Origin of the sequence: Caballeronia eucalypticola, from assembly GCF_047608185.1 — a bacterium.
In the GTDB taxonomy this organism is placed as follows: Bacteria; Pseudomonadota; Gammaproteobacteria; order Burkholderiales; family Burkholderiaceae; genus Caballeronia.
Map to the genome: position 1 here is coordinate 33,359 of NZ_JBLKRU010000043.1, position 18,614 is coordinate 51,972.

General features: G+C 60.5%; 16 protein-coding genes and 1 pseudogene. 9 read left to right on the plus strand and 8 right to left on the minus strand.

Going from position 1 to position 18,614, the window contains the following annotated elements; translation table 11 throughout:
• The first annotated feature begins 65 nt into the window (after positions 1 to 65).
• The 3 genes from ACMX25_RS32425 (at position 66) to ACMX25_RS32435 (ending at position 3,793) form a co-directional block, all read left to right on the plus strand.
• The gene (locus ACMX25_RS32425) at positions 66 to 1,139 is read left to right on the plus strand and encodes a sulfate ABC transporter substrate-binding protein (RefSeq protein ID WP_414953996.1); all 1,074 of its coding nucleotides are present in this window, start codon (positions 66 to 68) and stop codon (positions 1,137 to 1,139) included.
• A gap of 8 nt (positions 1,140 to 1,147) precedes the next feature.
• Positions 1,148 to 2,965, plus strand: a complete 1,818-nt coding sequence (locus tag ACMX25_RS32430; RefSeq protein ID WP_414953997.1) for a SulP family inorganic anion transporter — start codon at positions 1,148 to 1,150, stop codon at positions 2,963 to 2,965.
• Between the two features lie 258 nt (positions 2,966 to 3,223).
• Positions 3,224 to 3,793: a phasin family protein gene (locus ACMX25_RS32435; RefSeq protein ID WP_414953998.1), complete on the plus strand. Its 570-nt coding sequence runs from the start codon at positions 3,224 to 3,226 to the stop codon at positions 3,791 to 3,793.
• 126 nt (positions 3,794 to 3,919) lie between these two features.
• On the opposite strand, the gene ACMX25_RS32440 is transcribed toward ACMX25_RS32435, so the two are convergent.
• Positions 3,920 to 4,978 (minus strand): rhodanese-like domain-containing protein, encoded by a 1,059-nt coding sequence (locus ACMX25_RS32440; RefSeq protein ID WP_414953999.1) that lies wholly within the window; start codon positions 4,976 to 4,978, stop codon positions 3,920 to 3,922.
• A gap of 437 nt (positions 4,979 to 5,415) precedes the next feature.
• On the opposite strand from ACMX25_RS32440, the gene ACMX25_RS32445 reads away from it, so the two are divergent.
• Positions 5,416 to 5,631 (plus strand): TOBE domain-containing protein, encoded by a 216-nt coding sequence (locus tag ACMX25_RS32445; protein WP_047847573.1) that lies wholly within the window; start codon positions 5,416 to 5,418, stop codon positions 5,629 to 5,631.
• 57 nt (positions 5,632 to 5,688) lie between these two features.
• Here the strand turns inward: ACMX25_RS32445 and ACMX25_RS32450 are convergent, their stop codons facing one another.
• Positions 5,689 to 6,828 carry a rhodanese-like domain-containing protein gene (locus ACMX25_RS32450; RefSeq protein WP_414954000.1) on the minus strand — a complete coding sequence of 380 codons (1,140 nt, stop codon included), beginning with the start codon at positions 6,826 to 6,828 and terminating at the stop codon, positions 5,689 to 5,691.
• Positions 6,829 to 7,089: 261 nt separating this feature from the next.
• Positions 7,090 to 8,217 (minus strand): LLM class flavin-dependent oxidoreductase, encoded by a 1,128-nt coding sequence (locus ACMX25_RS32455; protein ID WP_414954001.1) that lies wholly within the window; start codon positions 8,215 to 8,217, stop codon positions 7,090 to 7,092.
• Positions 8,218 to 8,470: 253 nt separating this feature from the next.
• On the opposite strand from ACMX25_RS32455, the gene ACMX25_RS32460 reads away from it, so the two are divergent.
• From ACMX25_RS32460 to ACMX25_RS32480, 5 genes are all read left to right on the plus strand, one after another.
• Entirely contained in the window at positions 8,471 to 10,201 is a 1,731-nt protein-coding gene (locus ACMX25_RS32460; RefSeq protein ID WP_414954002.1) for an FAD-dependent oxidoreductase, read from the plus strand.
• Positions 10,198 to 10,599: a 2Fe-2S iron-sulfur cluster-binding protein gene (locus tag ACMX25_RS32465; RefSeq protein ID WP_200908650.1), complete on the plus strand. Its 402-nt coding sequence runs from the start codon at positions 10,198 to 10,200 to the stop codon at positions 10,597 to 10,599. Before ACMX25_RS32460 ends, ACMX25_RS32465 begins: the two co-directional genes overlap by 4 nt.
• Entirely contained in the window at positions 10,562 to 11,815 is a 1,254-nt protein-coding gene (locus tag ACMX25_RS32470) for a JmjC domain-containing protein (RefSeq protein ID WP_414954003.1), read from the plus strand. Before ACMX25_RS32465 ends, ACMX25_RS32470 begins: the two co-directional genes overlap by 38 nt.
• 149 nt (positions 11,816 to 11,964) lie before the next feature.
• The gene (locus tag ACMX25_RS32475) at positions 11,965 to 13,578 is read left to right on the plus strand and encodes an ABC transporter substrate-binding protein (protein WP_414954004.1); all 1,614 of its coding nucleotides are present in this window, start codon (positions 11,965 to 11,967) and stop codon (positions 13,576 to 13,578) included.
• A 58-nt stretch (positions 13,579 to 13,636) separates the two neighbouring features.
• A complete protein-coding gene (locus ACMX25_RS32480) occupies positions 13,637 to 14,677 on the plus strand; it encodes an ABC transporter substrate-binding protein (protein ID WP_414954005.1) in 1,041 nt (346 codons plus the stop codon).
• A gap of 44 nt (positions 14,678 to 14,721) precedes the next feature.
• Here the strand turns inward: ACMX25_RS32480 and ACMX25_RS32485 are convergent, their stop codons facing one another.
• The 5 genes and pseudogenes from ACMX25_RS32485 to ACMX25_RS32505 form a co-directional block, all read right to left on the minus strand.
• Positions 14,722 to 15,960 carry an ABC transporter substrate-binding protein gene (locus ACMX25_RS32485; RefSeq protein WP_414954006.1) on the minus strand — a complete coding sequence of 413 codons (1,239 nt, stop codon included), beginning with the start codon at positions 15,958 to 15,960 and terminating at the stop codon, positions 14,722 to 14,724.
• A gap of 19 nt (positions 15,961 to 15,979) precedes the next feature.
• A pseudogene (locus ACMX25_RS32490) lies at positions 15,980 to 16,339 on the minus strand (ABC transporter substrate-binding protein); the annotation flags it as partial.
• A 3-nt stretch (positions 16,340 to 16,342) separates the two neighbouring features.
• On the minus strand, positions 16,343 to 16,774 hold the full coding sequence (gene tolR / locus ACMX25_RS32495; protein WP_213765475.1) for a protein TolR: 432 nt from the start codon (positions 16,772 to 16,774) through the stop codon (positions 16,343 to 16,345).
• A gap of 2 nt (positions 16,775 to 16,776) precedes the next feature.
• Positions 16,777 to 17,592, minus strand: a complete 816-nt coding sequence (gene tolQ, locus ACMX25_RS32500; protein WP_414954007.1) for a protein TolQ — start codon at positions 17,590 to 17,592, stop codon at positions 16,777 to 16,779.
• Positions 17,593 to 17,670: 78 nt separating this feature from the next.
• Positions 17,671 to 18,435 carry a TonB family protein gene (locus ACMX25_RS32505; protein WP_414954008.1) on the minus strand — a complete coding sequence of 255 codons (765 nt, stop codon included), beginning with the start codon at positions 18,433 to 18,435 and terminating at the stop codon, positions 17,671 to 17,673.
• Between the last annotated feature and the right edge of the window lie 179 nt (positions 18,436 to 18,614).

Sequence of the window (18,614 nt, forward strand, 5' to 3'; positions counted from 1 at the left end):
TGCCCCAGGCGCCCACGATCCTCTGTTTGCGTGGCGACTATTTTCTCACCGCTTTGAGAACCACCATGAAGCCCATCCCCTGGTTGAGCGTTGGCGCGGTAGCGGCTGTTGTGGTTGCGGTCACGCTGATCGGTGTCAAGAATGTCCAGGGCGACGTCAATCGCCAGATCCTGAATGTTTCGTACGATCCGACTCGCGAGCTATACCTTCGGCTCGACCAGCAATTCATCGCCAACTATCAGCGTGAGAATAGCGTTCGCCTCCAGGTGAAACAATCGCATGGAGGCTCTTCACGGCAAGCGCGCGCGATGATTGATGGTCAGCAAGATGCAGACGTCGTGACACTGGGGTTGTTCACGGATATCGATGCGCTCCGCAAGCGCGGCCTGATTGCCGATGGTTGGCAAGACCGCTTGCCACATCATTCGCAGCCCTACTATTCGACCATTGTGTTCGTGGTTCGACGAGGTAATCCCAGAGGCATTCATGATTGGCCCGATCTGGTAAAGCCCGGTGTCGAGATCATCACACCGGACCCGCGAACCTCAGGTAACGGGAAACTCAGTGCGCTGGCTGCGTGGGGCGCCGTAACGACGCGTGGCGGCACCGACGCCGCCGCCCACGCTTATCTCGAAGCGCTCTACCGCCACACGACGCGGCTCGATAGCGGTGCTCGTGGTGCCGCGACGAGCTTCGTTGTCGAGAAGCTGGGGGACGTTCAACTGACCTGGGAAAACGAAGCGGTCCGCGAGCTTGCCGACACACCCGGCGAACTCGAGATTGTGTATCCACCGGTCAGCATTCTCGCTGAGCCTGACGTTGCGTGGGTTGACCGCAATGTCGCCCGGCATCACACCGAGCGCTACGCGCGCGCTTATCTTGAGTACCTCTTCACTGATCCTGCGCAAGAGATCGTGGCGCAAGCGGGATATCGGCCCGTCAATCCTGCGATTGCCAGCCAATACGCTGACCGCTTGAGACCTATCAAGCTTTTCAACGTGACCGACATAGCGAAAAGCTGGGACGACGCCAATCACAAGTTCTTCGACGAAAACGGGATCATCGATACGGTTATCGGTCCTGCGGGCGCGGCTGCTGCAGACAACGCTGCCGTCGCAATCCAAAAAAGCGGGGCATGAAATCCAATATGAAATCCATCAGCCAATGCATCAGTCAACGCATCAGCCAACTTGGTTACACGACGGAAAAGGGGCGACGTGACCTCGTGGCAGGCCTCACGGTTGCCGCCATATCCTTGCCGCAAGGCATGGCGTACGCGCTGATTGCCGGCGTCGATGCTCGTTTTGGTTTGTACTCCGCGGTGATCGTCACGCTGGTCGCGTCTATTTTTGGATCGTCCTCGCACTTGATCAATGGACCGACCAGCGCAATTTCCCTGGTGGTATTCAGCGCGCTCGCGTTTCTGGATCCGAATGCAAGCGCGGATATTTACGAGGCGATGTTCCTGCTCGGCGTGATGGTCGGCATCATTCAAATAGCCATAGCGGTTTTCCGTCTGGGCGATCTCACCAAGTACATTTCCGAATCCGTGATCCTTGGCTTCATGGCGGGCGCGGCTGTGCTTCTGGCCGTTGGACAGATTGGCAATGCACTTGGCGTGCGTGAGAAAGGCACTGGCCACCAGCATGTGCTTTACCGCTTGTGGCTGACCGTTGTCCATGGCGATCCAGTGAACCTTAAAGCCCTGGCGGTTAGCGCTGTCACGGTCGTGCTCGCACTCTCGCTGCGCAAAGCCGTGCGTCGCTACAAGCTGCCTCAGTTCGACATGTTCCTTGTGCTGCTTGTGATGAGCGTTTCAGCTTACGCGCTTGGATGGTCGACGCCAGGGGCAGGAGGCAAGACCGCGATTTCGGTGATCGGGGCGTTGAAGGCCAGCTTGCCAGAGCCGCATATCCCGGAGATCAAGTGGTCCTGGCTTGGGCAGCTCTCGTCATCGGCGGTTGCTATCTCGTTCCTTGGGTTGCTCGAAGCGCTCTCGATTGCGAAATCGATCGCTCACAGGAGTGGCCAGCCGCTGGACTATAACCGTCAGTGCTTGGCTGAAGGACTCGCCAATCTGGTGGGCGGCTTCTTCCGGTGTTTGCCGGGCTCGGGTTCCCTTTCACGTTCAGCCATTAATTACCAGGCGGGTGCCGTCACACGCTTCTCGGGCGTGATCACGGCGGTGATCGTCGCTGCGGCAGTGCTGCTTCTGGCACCGTTGACTCGCTATATTCCCAAGGCATCGCTTGCGGGTCTCCTGCTTGTTACAGCCTTCCGCCTGATCGACTTCGAACGGATCCGCTATGCGCTGCGAGCGTCTCGTTACGACGCGGGGCTCGTGTTGATCACGGCATTGTCGGCACTGGTGATTGGCGTCGAGTTCGCCATTCTCGTCGGAGTAGCCGTATCGATTGTGCTGTTTGTACCGCGCGCAGCAAAACTGAAAGCGACCGAGTTGTTCGTCAGCCCGGAGCGGGTGGTGCGCGAACGCTTGCCGAGCGACCCGGAATGTACGTCGGTAGCGGTGTACGACCTGGAGGGCGAATTGTTCTTTGGTGCCGCACTGGAGCTGGATCGCCATTTCGAATCAGTCAATGCGCAAGTCAGGGCTCGCGGGATTCGCCACGTTGTCCTGCGGCTCAAGCGAGTGCGTAATCCAGACGTGGTGTGCATAGAAAAGCTTGAACATTTTCTGCGCGAAAGTCAAAGCCATGGCCGGGTCGTTTTGCTTGCCGGACTGCGTCCTGAACTGCAGGCGGCGCTCGACAACCTTAAGTTCTCCGACCGGTATCCGGCCGAACGGTTCTTCCCGGAAGAGGATGAGCGCTATTCAGCCACGCTGCGTGCGGTGCGTTATGCATATAGCCTGATTGCCGATGCGAATACATGTGCCCATTGCGCGCAGCACAACGTCGATCCGGCGCCCGTGCGCGAGGACGACCGCCTGTATTACCTGGTCTGACTCGCATTGCAGATGAAGCCGCTTTCGGCTGGCAGTGATACGAATGGGCGCCGCAGGTTCATGGCCGGTCTTACACGCAAGGCTGCTTGAGTCAGGATCGAGCGCCATATTTGCTATCACGAATATGTCATTTGACATCATTGCTCGTGGCACCAAGAATGGGCTTCATGTTGCGACGCATCACCTTCGCATCATGGTTTGATCTAACCGACTTAACCATCAGAGCCCGCAAGTGTCCGCTTACTTAGGAGCACGGAAATGACCCAGTTTTCTCCGGAACAGTTTGCCGCAGGACAGAAAAACCATGTCGACACATTCTTCAGCCTGACGAACAAGCTGTTCGAAGGCGTTGAAAAGCTGACTATCCTGAACTTGCAGGGCGCAAAGTCAATCTTCGCCGAAACGCAGGAAAGCGCGCAGAAGACACTGTCCGGGAAAGACCCTCAGGATCTGCTGAAGCTCCAAAGTAGCCTGACCCAACCGGCCGCTGAAAAGGCCCAGGCATATAGCCGTCATGTGGTTGAAATCCTGACTGGCACCCAATCGGAATTCCTGAAAGTCGCGGAAGCGCAGTTTGCCGAATACAGCCATAGCGCGCAGACCTTCATCGACAATCTGACAAAGAACGCGCCGGCTGGTTCGGAGACTGCGGTGGCCCTGCTGAAGTCGACAATTACCGCTGCCAACACCACCTACGACACGGTCCACAAGGCAACGAAGCAGGCCGTCGAACTTGCTGAAAGCAGTTTTGATGCAGCGACGGCTGCCGCCTCGAAGGCCGCGAAGGAAACGGCTACGCACACATCGCGAGCCGCCAAGGCAGTCTGACAGCGATGCGCGGCGGTCGTCACTGCGCCGCTGCACTGGCCACCAGAGCGTTCGTTCTGGCCGGCCGGGAAGGGCCTTGACGGAACCCCGCAGGCCCTCGCAGGTTCCCTTGAGCTGTCCGCGAAATCAGTTCACGAAATCATGCTTGAGAATGCTGACCTCCCAGCCGATTCGCGCGAACCAGCGGCCGACGGTCAGCGCCCGCACGCCCGGGTCGGCGTCGATGAGAACGAGGCGTCCTCCCTGAACGGCGACCCACTTGCCCAGGCTGATACCCAGCTGACCGGCAGGAACACTTACTGATCCCGGCAGATGTGCCCGCTCGTAATCTTCGGGCAAGCGCACGTCCAGGGCGTAAGTTGTTCGTGATGCATCTGCAAGCCAGGTCTGTAATTCATCTGCGCCGATAGCAGGGACGCTTTCCGCAAACGAGGCAAGTGCCTGTCTTGCGAAGTCCAGATCGACGGACCGGATGGCTTGCAGAGGTTGTTCTGGCCCGTGATTGAGCGGGTAGCCCGCGTCAACCCAGCCGAGCGTCCCGAAGTCGAGTGTCGACACGGGGTTCACCACGCCAGCAAGAATCAGGCTTTGAGCGCCCAGCACTGCGCGGGAACGTCCGGCACAAGTGACGATTACATGCGTCTCTGGAGAGTCAACCAATGCATTGAAGCGCGGCAGTATTTCGCCGCCCGGAGTCGGGAACGAGCCTGGAATGTGCTCGCGCTCATATTCCGCTACCGAGCGGGTATCAAGCACAATCACGGAGGCACCGTTACGCCTGAGCGCGGCGAGTTCACCGGCGGTTGTCACCGGCGTACGAAAACTTCTTTCGACCTCGCCCGATATCACTCGGGGCCCTGCAATGCGAATGGGCACTACGGGCAGGCGCTCGTTGCCGTTCAATCCGCCGGCGAGTCCCTGCACGTTGGTATAGCCCAGTTCGAGAAGCTCGGATGCCGATTGCGCGATCAGCCCGCCGTCGGCATCGAGAAGTGCGATTGGAGTATGCCGATTCGGGACAAGCTCGCGCACACGGCTCGACAGCTCGGCGGCAGGCACATTGGCTCCGTGGAGCGGCGCGCCGTTGCCGAATTCCTGCGCCAGGCGCAAATCCAGGACCGCGAGTTCACGTGAGCTGCGCAGCAACACACCCAAAGCCGTGGCATCAATTTCCCGATAAGGCATCGTCAGATATTGCAGGTAAAGAGAATGTCATTGTCATCGGGCGTAGTCGTTGGGCGGAACGTTCGGTCCTAAAACATTCGGATTCCTGATGGATAAAAAATTCCCGATTGGAATATGACCACCGTTAGCGGCATAAGCCAATACCGCGCGTGTTTTCTCGCACAGCGAGCCACCATACGACTGCGGGTTCCCAGCCACAACCAAGCAATCGCACTATGCATATACGTCGCGGCGGTGGTTTTCAGCGCTGTTCGTGTATTGGATATCAGCATTGATCGTTTCGTTCTCAGCCCCTTGGTTGCTAGGATTGCTGGTCTGACGTGATCGCTAGACTGTTTTTGATATTCCTGCCGTCGCGTGCGTGGGTTCACGGGCCGGCTCAATCTTTTTCGTGCCTAACGGGCGCGGCGTCACTCATTTAACGAAGGAGCATGGCGATGGGCATCACCGCAATCAATATTCGCAACCAGTTCAGGGGGCACGTCAAGGAGATCATCCGTGGCTCGGTCGTATCGGAGATCGACGTGCAAACGCCGTTCGGCATTGTGACGTCCGTGATCACCACCCGTTCCGTCGATGAACTCGATCTTCAGGTCGGCAGTGAAGTGGTCGCGCTCGTTAAAGCGACTGAGGTGTCTATCGCGCGGCTTTAAACTCAAGCCGCGATCCCGGTTTGCCCGATGATCGCGGCTAGCCGGGCTGATCGTCGCTCAGGAGTTCAGCAGTTCGGGCGTCTGCGCGGCGGACGTCGTGCTCGCTTCGCGCAATACCTCGCCCAATGCATTTTCCAGCAAGTGGACTTCCCATCCGCGCTGGCGTAGCCAGTAGGCGGTCGTGACGGCGCGGGTACCGTCGTCATCTATCAGCACAAGGCGCGCACCGCGCGTCGCTACCGTGCGATGAGATACCGCCAGCAACTGACCTCCCGGCGCCGAGATGGAGCCTGGAACATGACCGGCTGCGTATTCCTCGGCCGAGCGGATGTCGAGCAGGTAGGTCGTGCGTTTCTCAGTGTCCGCAAGCCATTCCTCGACGCCCTGTTGGCTCACTGTGCTGACGTCCGCACGTGCCGCCAGTGCGAGCGCGTGTTTCGCGCCAAAGCCGGCTGCTGCGGTACTGGCGGGCGTGCGCTGCTCGCCGCCGGTAGCCAGTTCAAGCGCCGCACGAGTCCACCCCGCGGTACCGTCTTCGAGGAACGCTACGCGGTTCGGCACCTGCGCATCGATGAGAGTCTGGGCGCCGATGATCGCGCGTGGAAGACCCGCGCATGACACCACAACGAATGTGTCCGGGTTGGGAACCTGATCGAGGAAGCGATAGAGGATCTCTTCGCCCGGCGCATTGACCGCGCCCGGGACGTGCCCACGCGCGAACTCGTCCCGGGTTCGGGTGTCGATCACAATGACGTCTTCTTTCGCGTCATACAGTGTCTTGAGTTGTGAGGCTTCAATGGACGGTGTGCCGCGCAGGTCCCGCACGCTTTCGGAAAAAATGATACCGGGGATATCGAAGGTGGGCAGTCCGTTGAGGCCATCCGCCGTCCATGCGGGAATGCCGCCGGTGAGTACGTTGATGTCAATGTAGCCAAGGCGTTCGAGTGTCGCCGCGCCTTGCACGGCCGTATTGTCACCGTTGTCGACGAGCACGAGCCGCACCGACTTGCGTGGTACGAAGCGCAGCGCATCGCGTTGCAGGTTTTCCACTGGCAGATTGGTCGCAAAGAGCGGGTGTCCTTTTGCGAACGCTTCCACCGACCTCAGATCCAGCAGCGCGAGTTCTTCGCCGCTGCCGAGGCCGCTTTCTGTCAGCCATTTCTGTAGTGTCGCGCGATGAATGTTGCGAATGCTCATGTCGATGCTCCTGCTAAGTAGTCATGACTGATGTTGAGACGCGATCGGCGGGTGCTGTCGCGCCGGATACGATGCCCGTTGCACGAGCATGCAGCGAAAGTCCCGGTAGGGCGATGCCAGGGAACCGACATAGCGTACGAGCGAAAGGGCGACAGATTCAACGAAGCGATTGAGGGATCGTTAGCATTGAACCTGCAATCGGGTGAGAGGCTTTCACGTTGCATATAAGCGCCCATGGCGCCGGCCTGATCGAAGCGAATGCTACAGACGCAGTCCCGCCTGCTTCAATAAAGGCAGAATGCGTTCGCCAAAGTACGTGAGGTCGGGGAGAAAATCGAAGAAGCCGAGTTGTACACCGTCTATGCCTGCTTTTTTCAGCGCAACGAGCTGTTCGACCACCTGCTCGGGAGTCCCCACGATCTCGATGTTGCCACCAATGCCACGCCCCTGTTTCTGCGATGCATCCTTGCGGCCTCGCCATGCGTGCGCATCGCTGTCGTAGCTTCTATCGCCGCTTGATACCGTATTGGCCACGATAGCGTCGGCATATTCGTTCGCTTCGAGTTCGGTGTCCCGGCTCACGATGACCGGATTGATCACAGTGCGCACGGTGCGGCCCACACTTGCGGCTTGCGCCTTGATGTTGGCGATATGCGCGGGGAGGGTTTCCAGCGCACTATCGATATGCGCGCCGCCGGGGCTCGTAATGAACACGATGTCCGAATACTTCGCAGCAAACGCGATACCCGCTTCGGAGCCGGTCGCGTTCACCAGCACCGGCCGTCCGAACAGCGGTTTCGGTGTGACGTAGCCGTTATGTACTTTCCACGGCGACTTGCCTTCGAATGAGAAATTCTCGGTATCGGTCCACAGCCGCTGGACGACATCGAATAGTTCGCTGGCGAGCTCATAGCGCGTGTCGTGTTCAATACGATCCCAGCCGAACATCTCGTGCTCGACGGCACGATGCCCGGTGACGATGTTGATGCCCCACCGGCCCTTCGAAATATGATCGAGCGTGGCGCCGTACTTGGCCAGATGCAGCGGATGTATCGGACCGTAGAGCACGTGGATGGTCGAGATCAGCAGGATGTTCTTGGTGATCGCGGCCATGGCGCCGAGCGCAACGAAAGCATCAAGCGAGGCTTCGCCGTCATAGCCGCCTTTTGGCAGCCATTGCGTTCGGCTGAACGCCAGTTCGAAGCCAAGATCGTCTGCCTTGCGCACCACCTCCGCGTTGTAATCGAAGGTCCAGGTGGAGGTGCGCGGCAGGGTCGAGCGCTTGATATCCTGCAAGTCGAGAAAGACGCCGAGCATCAGCGGTTGCTCGAAGGCCTTCGCGAGCGGGCTGCCTCGAATTTCTGCAGGAGAGGTCGTTTCGTAGGTCATGGTGGACGCGGCAAGGCCGCCAGCGGGAGATGCCGGATAGTGTGACGCCCGCGATGGACACGGCCAACGAAGATTAAGCGGATTGGTTATGAACTCATTCTGCTTTGCCCGTGATTTAGATATCTGGATTGCTTGCTTTGCTTGAACTTCGCAAAATGCTCTACTAACCGCGGCCAGCGTTTGGGCTTGCATCATTCAGCACCTCATCGAATATCTCATTCAGCACATCACTCAGCACAGCGGAAACCCCGGTATGGATCCTTGGGACGTCATCGTGATAGGCAGCGGCGCGGCGGGACTGGTCGCCGCGTGGCATGCGCGCGCGGCAGGCGCCAACGTGCTTGTCGTGAACAAGAGCCTGGTAGGGCGCAGCGGCGCGACCATCACATCGGGCGGCGGCGTATCCGTGTCCGGGCGCACGGCCATCGAGCTTGGTTTCGACGCCAATCCCGACGATACTGACGAAATATTTTTCGCCGACACCATCCGCTCCGGCTCTTTCCTGAGCGACCAGAGGCTCGTAGCGGCGATGGTTGCGGGCGTGGGAGACGAACTGCGCCGTCTGATCACAGATGGTGCAAAGGTCAGTGCTACGAAGCATGCACCGGGACACAGCAGCGGGCGCGGTGTGCGGATTCCCGGACCATCGATGCAGCGCGTGGTTACCACGGCCGCATTGCACGCGGGCGTACGCTTTCGAGAGGACTTTCAGTCGACCGATCTCCTGACGCGCGACGGCGCCGTGATTGGCGTGGCGGGTCTTGATCGGCGAACCGGCGTGGTCGAGGCGTTGCACGGACGCGCGATCGTAATTGCGACGGGTGGCGCGACGTCCAACTGGAGCTTGCGCACGGCGCCCGAGGAGCTGTCGGGCGACGGTCACGCCATGGCGCTTGCAGCGGGCGCCGATCTGATCGAGATGGAGATGCTGCAGTTTCTCCCATGCTGCCTCGTTGCCCCGGACATGTGGCGCGGCTTGCAATTCCCCTGGATCCTCGGGCCGCAGAGCGGCGTGCGCGCGTCGCTGCTCAACCGCTATGGCGAGCGTTTCATGGCGCGCTGGGACCCCGAGCGCATGGAGCTCGCCACAAGAGACGTTGTTGCTGCCGCAAGTGCCGCCGAGGTGTTCGAGGGACGTGGCAGTCCGAACGGCGGCGTGTATCTGTCATGGGCACATCTGCCGCGCGACATAGTCGATAACTTCCCGACGTGGTCGCGCTCGTTCGCCGCCGACTGGCGCTGGGAGGGCTTCGACATGACACCGCTTGTCGAACGCATTCGCGCCGGTCATGCAATTGAAGTTGCGCCCGCCGCGCATTTTTCGCTGGGCGGAATTCGTGTCGATGTGGACGGCTCTACTGGCGTTCCAAACCTGTACGCGTGCGGCGAGGCCACCGGTGGTGTGCACGGCGGCAATCGATTGTCGGGCAACGCGGGTGCGCAAGTGCTGGTGCAGGGCAAGGCCGCGGGACGCTCAGCCGCCGCGCTTGCGCTTGGCGGGTCTCAAGAGCCGGTGAACCTCGTCGCGCATGAACAATGGCGCGCCGTGCAGGCGCGGATCAAAGCGCCGTTCGAGCGCCAGGACGGTATCGCACCCTTCGATATGAAGCGGCGTCTCGGTCAACTGGTCGACGGCGCGCTCGGAGCGGTGCGTGATGGAGCGGGACTTGCGAAGGCACTGGATGAGGTACGCACCATCTCGCACGACGATATTTCACGGCTCGCATGCCGCAATCGCGATGCCGGCTGGAACCGCGACTGGAGCGATGCGCTCGAATGCATGTCCGCGCTGCCTGTGATTGAAAGCGCGCTGCTTTCCGCGCTTGCACGCCCAGAATCGCTCGGCGCACATCGCCGGCACGATCAGAAAGAGCAAACGGCTACGACTACGCTGGAGCATGGCCTGATCTCGCGGCAGGCGGGTTCGCACGCGTTGCTTCATCGCGTGGAGCCGGTCGAATTTCCATTTCTCGCGCCGGCATGAAAGCGAACCTTGCATCGATGACAATGGTCATCCATCTCCACCGAACGCCCGGCGACGATACCCCTAGCACCTACAACCTCCCGAGTCCCGAGGAGGCCGGCATCGGCGCGAGCGACTGGTCGGGCGTGAGCGTATCAAGCGCCCTGCAGTATCTGCAGCGCGCCGTTGATCCAGCGCTAGCGTTTTCGTTGTCGTGCCGGCGCGGCTTGTGCAACGTGTGTGCGATGCGAATCGACGGCGTGGTGACCACAGCGTGCACAACGCCGATGCGCGACGGCATCCTGATCGAGCCGGCAAGGAGCAAATTGCTGCTGCGCGATACAGTGATAGAACTGAGCCTGGTTCGGCGCGCGCGCATGGATGCCGTCACACCTTTGGCCGGTGAACGCGATGCCTGATGCGGGCGTCACGCGGCATCTTGAGCGCCTCCTGTCATCGCGGCTGGTGGAGGACTTTCGAAGGGGCATCGTGCCCGACCGGGCGGCCGCCACGCACGGCACGCTCGATCGCCTGCCGGACGTACTGAAGCAGCCGCCACTCGCCAGCTTCGCTGCGCTGTCGAGCGTATATCGCGGGCCGGTTGCATTCGGGCGTGGCCTGCGCTTCCCTCAAGTCTTCGATGCAAACGCGAACGCCGCCAATCTGCGCCAGCTAGGTTTGACGGTTTATCTACGCGACATTGCGCCCTGTGCGACGGGCGGCTACGCCTTCCTGCGCGAGCTGGAAACGGAATTGGGTATCGCGCAGGGGAGTGCTCGCTTGACGGCTTTCTCATCCCCGCACGATGACGGCGTCGCCTGTCACTACGACGCGGAAGAAGTGATCTCGGTCCAAATGGAAGGCAGCAAGACGTTCTACGTCGCACCGATGGACGAGATCCCTCAACCGTACGGCTCGCAATTCGGTCCGGGTATGGCGGCCTCCGAAGACATGTATGCACAAACCCGCGAATCGTTTCCAGATGCATCGCGGGCTATGTTCGACGCGATCAAGATGACCCCCGGGTCCGTGCTGTTTCTGCCGCGCGGCACGTGGCACCGCACCGAGGCGACGGAAGACTCGTATTCGATCAGCATCGTCCTCCGGCCGCCTTCCTTGCTGGAAACGCTGCAGCAGAGGTTGCAAGGACTGTTGCTGCAGCAACCGGCATGGCGTGCACCGTTGTATGGTTCGCGCGACGGTCATCTCGGTGCGGCCGCAACCCTGGAAACCGCCGCCGGATTACTTGCCGCGTTGCCGGACAACTTGAGCCGTCTCCGCGCTACCGATCTCATGCCGCGTTCGATCGATGAACGGGTGGCAACGATCAATCAGACCTCACGGTTCCGGCGCATCCCGACTTCGCGCGCTGAGACCCGGCCGCTGAACCGCGTCGCAATGGCACTGATCGTAAGCGCCTGGGACCGCGAGTGGGTGACGCGGACCACGCTCGAAACGGATGCACCAGCATCGCTTGAGCCGGTTATCAAATGGCTTGCCGCGAGCGAGTCGGAGTTCAGCCTCGAGGATGTCGAGCGCGCGTTTCCCTTACATCGCAGTGCGGATGTGCGCCAGTTGCTCGGCCTGCTCATGCATGCGCAGTACCTTCGCCTTCTTGACTTTCTCGCAGCGTGAACTGCGCCGCTGTCTGCTGGCGCAGCGCTATCGCATTGGTGTACACGGCCGGCGCGAAAATCATATAGATAACCTAATTAATTGGTTCATCGAAGCACGGGGTCTCAGTACCATCGACGGGAACAGGACTTTTTCCGGGACCCCCGATCATGGCTGTCAGCCGCAGAAGTTTTCTCAGGGTCGCCGCGCTCGCCGGCGTGGCAACCGACCTTGCATTGCCCTTGAGCGCCAGGGCGGCGCAGACGTTGCCACGCGGTGGAACATTGGTCGTTGGCTCAGGACCTGAGGCCACCAGCGGCCTGACGAGCGCGATTACTTCCGCGGGCACAGCGCAGCTTGTCTCGGGCAAGATCTTCGACGGCTTGCTCACCTTCGATGAGCATTTCAATCCCCAGCCTCAGCTTGCTACTCATTGGGAAGCGGCCAGTGACGGACTGTCGCTGACGTTCCATTTGCGGCCCGGCGTAAGGTGGCACGACGGCCAGCCGTTCACGTCGAAGGACGTTGCTTATTCCGTGCTGGAGATATGGAAGAAATACCATAGCCGCGGGCGTACTACGTTTGCCAACGTCGTTGCCGTGGATACGCCAGACGCGCTCACGGCAACCCTTCGGCTCAGCAAGCCGGCGCCTTACCTTCTGAGCGCGCTGATGTCGTCGGTGGAAGCGCAGATCCTGCCGCAGCATCTTTATGCCGGACGCGACGTGCTTTCGAATCCGTTGAATAACGCGCCAATTGGCAATGGGCCGTTCAAGTTCGTGAAGTGGGAGCAGGGCAACTACGTCCTGCTCGAGCGCAATCCGGACTACTGGGATTCGCCGCGGCCTTACGTCGATAAAGTGCTGTTTCGATTTATCGCGGATCGCAGTGGCGGGGCGAGTGCACTCGAAACGGGAGAGGTGCACCTGAGCGACAATTATGGCGTCGCGCTGACCGACATCGTGCGTTTGTCGCGCAATCCGCAAATTGTGGTCAAGGACTATCCGTCCACCTATATCACCGGTACCTCGGCGTTTGAATTTAATCTCGATCGTCCGCAGTTTCGCGACCCTCGCGTGCGCCAGGCTTTTGCGCATGCGTTCGACCGCGATTTCATTGTGAAGAACATCTGGCTGGGTTATGCGGACAAGGTCGAGGCACCGATCCCGAAGGCCTTTCCCGCTTTTTTCACCGCCGACGTGCCGACCTATCCGCTCGATCTCGCGAAGGCCGAGGCCCTGCTCGAAGCGGCCGGACTCATGCGCGACGCACAGGGTATCCGGCTCACGCTCACCAACGACCCCGCACCGACGGGTCCGCTTGCCCCCATCGCACAGCATCTTCGCAGCAATCTGCAGAAGATCGGTGTGCGGCTGAATATTCGCTCATCAGACTTCGGCGAGTTTGTGAATCGCGTCTACACCCGGCGCGATTTCGACACGATCATCTATTCCGCCAACGCGGGTCCGGACCCGGCTATTGGCACGCAGCGTTTCTACTGGTCGAAGAACTTCAAGCCGGGCGTCGCGTTTTCGAACGCCGCCGACTATCGCAATGCTGAAGTCGACCAATTGCTCGAGAGCGGCCAGGCGGAGATCGATCCTGCGAAACGCCGGGCGATTTACGACCGTTTTCAGCAACAGGTGCAAACCGATGTCGCGCGAATCCCGTTGATCTCTCCCCACGTTGTCACGCTCGCCCGGCGCGAGGTGCTCAATTTCGGCGGCAACCAGGCGCTGTATGCGAATTTCGCGAATATCGCGCTCGATAAGAAATCCACCTGAAGTATCCCCGGGACACCGTGCGTTGCGCCTGCAACGCCATCAATTAAAGGACAAGACCATGAGTCAGGATTCAGTCTCAGAGCTGTGGTACACGCGTTGCCCGGTGCCGACCACGTCGGGTATTGCCCAGCATTTTCGCTGGCTGCACCGTGAATTCGAAAGAATTGGCATTGCGCTCAAATCGATCAGGGCGGCCGACGACCAGGCCGTGCGCAATTCGCATTTCGATCACACGCATGCTGGAATGTTTCGAGAGGGCGGCAACGTCCCGCCGATATGGGCGAGGGCGAACGGCCGTGACACGGCGGTAGTCGGCATTACGTGGGTGGACGAGGAACAGCTGATCCTTGTGCACGAAGACAGCGATATCCGCGATCTGGCAGGACTGAAGGGACGACGCCTTGGCTTGCCGCTGCACGCGACGCCTATTGTGGATGTCAGCCGCGCGCAGGATTTACGCGGACTTCTCACTGCGCTCGAACTCGGTGAGCTCACGCGCGAGCAAGTGGAATTCGTGGACGTGGCGGCGGGCGGCTTCGACTTGCGTGAGCAGGACGCGAATGCGCCGCGCCGGCCTCACGTGGTTGCTGCTGCACTTCTCGACGGCACCGTGGATGCGATCTACGCGAAAGGAGCGGTCAGCGCGACGCTGATCGCGGAGCACGGCTTGCGGCCGATCTTCGACATCAACGCCAACCCGGACCCGCTGGTGCGTGTCAACGCGGGCACGCCGCGCCCCATCACTGTCGACCGAACCCTCGCACTTAAACATCCGGACGTGGTCGCGCGCTATCTCGCCGTGTTGCTGCGCACCGCGCAGTGGGCGGCCGATCATCCCGAAGAGGTGGTCACGGCTATTGCATCAGAAACCGGGAGTACGACGCAGGCAGTGCGGCGAGGCTTTGGTCCAAACTTGCATAGGCAGTTCACGCCCTTGCTCTCGGACCTCTACGTGGAAGGATTGCGCCAGCAGAAGGCGTTCCTTCTGCGCGAAGGTTTCCTTCAGGCCGATTTCGCCTACGACGAGTGGATCTTGCGTGAGCCGCTCGAGCTGGCCCGGCAACTCGCAGAAGAGATTGAATTTTCGAGAGCCGCCTGATCGAAAGAGAAGGATCGTCTAGAGGCGGTATTGCCCCGGCGAATTCAGGCCGGGGCGAGCGTTGTGGAAGCGAGGTTGCCGTAGATTCCCTCAGCAGAAACGAGTACGTCGTTGACGCGCCTGTTTGTCAACAACACGGTGTCCGGAGAGATGAGCGGGATACGCGGCAGGTCGGTTTGCACGAGCGACTGGAACGAAGCGTAGAGCGCCCGGCGCTTGCCCGGGTCCACTTCCACTTGCGCCGCTTCCAGCAGGCGGTCAACTTCCGGGTTGTGATAATGCGCACCGTTGGAAAACGCCACGCCCGGTTGAAAATCGGCCGACCAGTAGAAGCGCTGTGTTCCGATTGCAGGATCCGGGCCGGCCGTTGCACCATTAAGCGTGGTATCGAAATCACGCCGATTGTAGACGCGATTGACGAACTCGCCATAATCGCTTGAGCGAATCGACATGCGCACGCCTATCTTTGCAAGCGTCGCACGAATGAATTGCGCCGAGAGTATTGAAGTGCCGATTGGCAAGGGATCGTTCTGGAACGCCATGCGTATGCCATCCGTTCCACGCTTGAAACCAGCCGCGTCGAGCAAAGCCTCAGCGCGCTTCAGGTCGTACTGATACAGCGGTACGTCGGCCGCATGGAACGCGGGCATGCCGGGAGGTATCGGCGAGTTCGACACTTCGCCGTAGCCGTAAAAGATATTCTTGAGAATGAACTCGCGATCGATGCAGTGAGCGAATGCCTGGCGCACGCGCGGGTCGCGAAATAACGGGCGGTCGAGATTGAATTCGAGCACCGTCAAGCCAACCGAGTAATTCGCGGCATGTTCGGTCACCTTGAGCGACGGCTCGCGGCCAAGGCGTCCTATGGCGCTTTGCGGTATCGTGCCGCTCGGTGCCATATGCACGGCTCCCGTCTCGAGTGCGGCGGCCACCGCGTTGGCTTCCGGAAGAATCCGAAACACGACACCGTCGAGAAAAGGCTTTCCCGTGTCCCAGTAGTCAGGATTACGATCGAGTACGATTTCGCTGCCTTGCGTCCAGCGCACGAAGCGAAACGGTCCGGTTCCCACCGGCGCGTTGTTATAGGGATTCGAGAGAACATCGCGGTTGGCATAGAGATGCTGCGGCACGACCTGGGATTCAACCGACGACAACGCGCTCAAGATGTAAGGCGCGGGTTTTGACAGGCGCCAGATGGAGGTGAGGCGATCGGGTGAATCGGCGGCAATGACATTCGCGAAGGTGGAGCGTCCGCGGCCGTGATACTTCTTCCAGATTTGCATCAGCGAGAAAGCGACATCGGCGGACGTGAAAAGGCTTCCCGTCGTGCCATGACACGCCGGAGCGCAAGTGGAAGGTCACCGTCAGTCCATCGCTGCTCACTTCCCAGCGCGTGGCCAGTTGTGGCCGCGGTGTCATGCCGGCACCGTAAGTCAGCAGGCCGTCGAAGATCTTGCCGGAAACGGACTGCGCGGGACCCGCTGTTGTCCAAGCGCTGGTGAGGGTGGGCGGCTCCGGATACTGGGCTACCAGCAGCGTACCGCCACGTTTCGATACCGCGGGCAAGGTGGCCGCTGTGGTGAGCCGGCTAGTCAATTCAGAGGAAAGAGCGGCGCCTGAAAGCAGCGCCCGGCGGATGAAGTCGCGACGTGTCGACGGCATCGCTTAAGGGGTTTGAGGCGGTTCGGATACCAAAGCAATCTTGGAGAATCCCGCGTCGTTGATCTCGCCCATTGCCTCGATCACCTTGCCATAGGCCAGCCCCTTGTCACCACGGATATTGATGCGGCGCGTCTTGTCGCCTTCTGTGGCGCTGGTGAGCGCGCCGACCAGCGAGGCGTTCGTGACCTCTGTCTTGTCGACATACAGTTTGCCCGCCGCGTTCAGGCTGACCGCGATGGGCGGTTTCTCCTCGCTCAAGGGCTTCGCGTTGCTGGTGGGCAGGTCGACCTTCACGCCGGATGCCATGAGAGGCGCGGCAACCATGAAGACGATCAGCAACACCAGCATCACGTCGACAAGCGGTGTCACGTTGATCTCGCTGACCGGTGGCACGCCGCCTACTCCCCCACGATTGTTCGACAGCTTGACGGCCATGATCAGGCTCCCTGAGTCGCAATCGATCGAACATCTGCGCCGCTTGCTTGCACGCCCTTGTCCTGCTGCTTGTCTTGCTGCCTGGACCGGTTGTCGCCATCGGCGGCATCGACGGTGGCGTCGCCCGCGTCGACCTGACGCGACAACTGCACTTCCACAATCCCGGTCAGCGTGCTCAGGGTGCTGGCGTAATCGTTCAGGTCTCCCGACGCACGGTTGTACGCGATCACGGCAGGAATGGCCGCGACAAGCCCGAGTGCCGTGGCAAACAACGCTTCGGCAATCCCCGGCGCCACGACGGACAGACTCGTATTGTTCGACGCGGCAATCCCCTGGAACGAATTCATGATGCCCCACACCGTGCCGAAGAGGCCCACGAACGGCGATACCGAACCGACCGTGGCGAGAATGGACAATCCGCGCTGCAGCTTGCCGATTTCGATGTTCGTGGCAATCCCCGCTACCCGGTTGATGCGTTCCTTGAGGCCATCAGCGCCCCGGTGAGTGGCTTGCAGGTTCTGGTCGTGGGTTTGCCGCCACTCGCCCAGCACAGCGGCGTAGATGCGCGAAAACGGGTCTGCAGGGTGCTTCTGCACCGAGGCCGAGAGCTTGACGAGCGAACGGCCGCTACCGAGCAGATCGAGCCAGACGCCGGCGCGCCGGCGCAGGCTGCGAAACCGCGAGATTTTTTCAGCGATAACCGCCCAGCTACTGACCGATGCCAGCGCGAGAAACACCATGATGGCCTTGACCACGACGTCCGCGTTGATGAAGAGATGCCACGGCGACAAGTGCGCCGAGAGATTTGCTGCGTTCATGTTTGCAACTCCGTAAATTAAGAAAGAGTGGTACGGCAACGCCGAAGTCAGTAGTCGATGGGTTAGTCGCCGATAAAGTCAGTCGCCGAACTTGTAGACGATTGCGCCGGTAAGCTGGTACGACGAGCCGCCCAGGTCGGGCAGATGCGGAAAGGGTGCTGCGGCCCGGATCGCTTCCTCGGCTGCGTCGTCGAGCACGCTTTCTCCCGACGACTGCAGGTCGAGCTTGAGCAGCTTGCCCTCGGGACTGAGCGTGAGCTTGTAGCCAATCCGGCCTTCCAGATGGCGCATCTTTGCGGCGCGCGGATAGTGGCCGGCTGCGCTGCCGTTGATCCGTGCGTAGACCTGGTTCACGTAATCGGTCGGAATGCCCTCCATGCCGATGTTGTGCGGGACCGGACGTGCTGGTGGCGCGGGCGGCGCCGGCGGCGCTACAGCTTCCGTGGTCGGCTTGGCCGTGGTATCGACGGGCGGAGTTGGCGGCGCTGCGACCTCAGCTTTCTCCGCGGTGGTCGGCACGGTAAGGCGTCTCGCTACGGGCGCGGCGCGATGCACCGGCGCGGGCGCCGGCGGCTGAAGCTTCACCGGCGGCGCCTTGGGCGGAGGAGGAGGCGGCGGTGGAACGATCACCTTGGGCGGTTCAGGCGGCGCCAGCACCAACTGGATCGCATGGTCAACGGGCTTGGGCTCGTCTTTATGCCCCGACAATGCGATCAGCGCGACCGCGGCGGCTACATGCAGCGCGATCGAGACGACCACGCCGGGACGCGCCCACCATCGATCACTCATTTGTGACGACGCGACGAGCAGATCGCTTGGATGGGAAAGGACTATGGCGTTCATCGGCTATGACGTGCGTTGCGGGCACGTCCGTGAGTTGGATCGGATGGATCAGTGGTGGACGGTATTTCTATTTGCGACTCCAACCTTAGCAATAAAATATAGGATCATGAAACATCAATTCTTGATGAAGTTTCTCATCGTGCAGATATGTGGATGGGGTGCCGCATGAGCAGAGTGAT

Coding starts and splice junctions, on each gene's coding strand:
- ACMX25_RS32425 (WP_414953996.1), top strand. CDS start 66: ATGAAGCCCATCCCCTGGTTGAGCGTTGGCGCGGTAGCGGCTGTTGTG.
- ACMX25_RS32430 (WP_414953997.1), top strand. CDS start 1,148: ATGAAATCCATCAGCCAATGCATCAGTCAACGCATCAGCCAACTTGGT.
- ACMX25_RS32435 (WP_414953998.1), top strand. CDS start 3,224: ATGACCCAGTTTTCTCCGGAACAGTTTGCCGCAGGACAGAAAAACCAT.
- ACMX25_RS32440 (WP_414953999.1), bottom strand. CDS start 4,978: ATGCCTTATCGGGAAATTGATGCCACGGCTTTGGGTGTGTTGCTGCGC.
- ACMX25_RS32445 (WP_047847573.1), top strand. CDS start 5,416: ATGGGCATCACCGCAATCAATATTCGCAACCAGTTCAGGGGGCACGTC.
- ACMX25_RS32450 (WP_414954000.1), bottom strand. CDS start 6,828: ATGAGCATTCGCAACATTCATCGCGCGACACTACAGAAATGGCTGACA.
- ACMX25_RS32455 (WP_414954001.1), bottom strand. CDS start 8,217: ATGACCTACGAAACGACCTCTCCTGCAGAAATTCGAGGCAGCCCGCTC.
- ACMX25_RS32460 (WP_414954002.1), top strand. CDS start 8,471: ATGGATCCTTGGGACGTCATCGTGATAGGCAGCGGCGCGGCGGGACTG.
- ACMX25_RS32465 (WP_200908650.1), top strand. CDS start 10,198: ATGAAAGCGAACCTTGCATCGATGACAATGGTCATCCATCTCCACCGA.
- ACMX25_RS32470 (WP_414954003.1), top strand. CDS start 10,562: ATGCCGTCACACCTTTGGCCGGTGAACGCGATGCCTGATGCGGGCGTC.
- ACMX25_RS32475 (WP_414954004.1), top strand. CDS start 11,965: ATGGCTGTCAGCCGCAGAAGTTTTCTCAGGGTCGCCGCGCTCGCCGGC.
- ACMX25_RS32480 (WP_414954005.1), top strand. CDS start 13,637: ATGAGTCAGGATTCAGTCTCAGAGCTGTGGTACACGCGTTGCCCGGTG.
- ACMX25_RS32485 (WP_414954006.1), bottom strand. CDS start 15,960: ATGCAAATCTGGAAGAAGTATCACGGCCGCGGACGCTCCACCTTCGCG.
- tolR (WP_213765475.1), bottom strand. CDS start 16,774: ATGGCCGTCAAGCTGTCGAACAATCGTGGGGGAGTAGGCGGCGTGCCA.
- tolQ (WP_414954007.1), bottom strand. CDS start 17,592: ATGAACGCAGCAAATCTCTCGGCGCACTTGTCGCCGTGGCATCTCTTC.
- ACMX25_RS32505 (WP_414954008.1), bottom strand. CDS start 18,435: ATGAACGCCATAGTCCTTTCCCATCCAAGCGATCTGCTCGTCGCGTCG.